Source organism: Candidatus Poribacteria bacterium (genome assembly GCA_016866785.1).
Classification (GTDB): domain Bacteria; phylum Poribacteria; class WGA-4E.
The window spans coordinates 1-1,536 of the sequence record VGLH01000291.1; the positions used below are offsets into that span (position 1 = coordinate 1).

A 1,536-nucleotide genomic window follows, 5' to 3' on the forward strand; every position below is an offset into this window, starting at 1 on the left:
CACAGTGGAATCGGTGAGGTCGAAGGACTTGATGTCGAGTTCGGCGATCGCTTCACCAGCTGGTATGTCTCTGCAGCGAAGCGTGCACCGGTCCAGAGGAAGTACGCGTTCCGGCATCGGCACCGTGGGATCTGTCTTCAGGCTGACGAGGCTGATCAAGTCCTGCGCAGGCGTGCACGTCCACACGGTGACCATCTTGCATCGACAGATGTCGTGGAACGCGGTCGCGATGGCGTCGTAGCACGACGCTTGGTCCAGCGTGCTCGCCCACTTCAGCGCCTTGGCGAACTGGTATGCTTTGCCGGCATCTCCAAGGACGGGTACGGGCCTACTCGCCCTGGTCTCGGGCATTTCAGGTTTGCAGCCAAGATACCCATTCTCGTGGAGCCACGACGCGCACGCGAAGACGCTGTCCTCCGGCGTGCTCGAAGACCAATCCTGCTCCGCGATCACCCAGCCGTCGTACTTTTTCTCACATAGCAGATCGAGTACCTCGGCAATCGTCGGTTCCACCTCGCCCTTGCCGAGCTCGGTGAACCCGTGTGCGTACCGGTGCGATGATCTGCCATAGTCCGGCTTCCAGTCCTTGATGTGAACGGCCGCCAGGTCCTTGTACCGCCCACGGACTGCCTCGGCGCAGTTGTCACCAGCGATGTGGAGGTGCGCCGTGTCGGGCAGAAACCGAAGCGCCGAGTGTTGGTCTAGGCACGCGTAGGCCTCTTCCAGCCTCTGCACCGGCTTGAACATGTGAGGATGTAGCGCCAGCGTGAAACCATGCTCAATCGCGTACGTCGCTTCCTTCTCGTTCCATTCCTCGACGTACAGGTACAGGTCCTTGTAGTCCTTACAGAATTCCACCCGCTCTCTGATGGTCCCGCCAGCAAGCCCCAACAATCTCATTCCGATCCGCTCCGCAGTCCGGAGCAGATCGTCGATCGATCCGAGGTATTTCGGGCGCTGCGCGAACTCGACGCCCTGGAATCCCGCCTGGGTCAAGATATGCAGCACGTGTTCCACCGATGGCAGGCGGGGGCCCCAAAGGATCGTCTGGAACCCGATCTTCAAGGAGTGGGCATCATCGGGCTTGGGTTCAGAAGCCATGTCAGCACCTCCGTCCGAACATGATCCTCGGAACGTTAGTGATCCTTACCGTAGCTACATTGCCTGACCATGTCAAGGACACGATTGCGGACACTTGCAGCTGTTTGGTCGCCGAGGTGGGCTGGCTTTGATTTGCCCCACTTGCCGCCTCCCCCGCAACCCGTTAGCGTATACCCATCACGAACCACGCCCCTATGCGCTTGGGCGAAGGAGGTCCCGACATGCATCATCGCTACCAACGTCTCGCCGCGTGGTCGCTCGCATGGGCAGCCGCGCTATGCGTCGCGGGTCCCATCCGCGCCGCCATCGACCCCGACTCCATCGCCGGACTATGGCTCTTCGACGACAAGTCCGCCAAAGACGAGTCCGGCAACAAGCACGACGGCAAACTCCAGAAGAACCCCATCTGGACAGACGGACGCTTCGGCGGAGCCC

At 60.9% G+C, this 1,536-nt stretch carries 2 protein-coding genes; one reads left to right on the forward strand and one right to left on the reverse strand.

Features of this window, described 5'->3' with window-relative positions; translation table 11 throughout:
• A partial coding sequence (locus FJZ36_19400; GenBank protein MBM3217064.1) for a sugar phosphate isomerase/epimerase occupies positions 1 to 1,101 on the reverse strand: 1,101 nt, incomplete at its 3' end.
• A 221-nt stretch (positions 1,102 to 1,322) separates the two neighbouring features.
• Between FJZ36_19400 and FJZ36_19405 the strand changes: the two genes are divergently transcribed.
• Positions 1,323 to 1,536 (forward strand): hypothetical protein (locus FJZ36_19405; GenBank protein MBM3217065.1); only part of this gene is annotated, 214 nt, incomplete at its 3' end.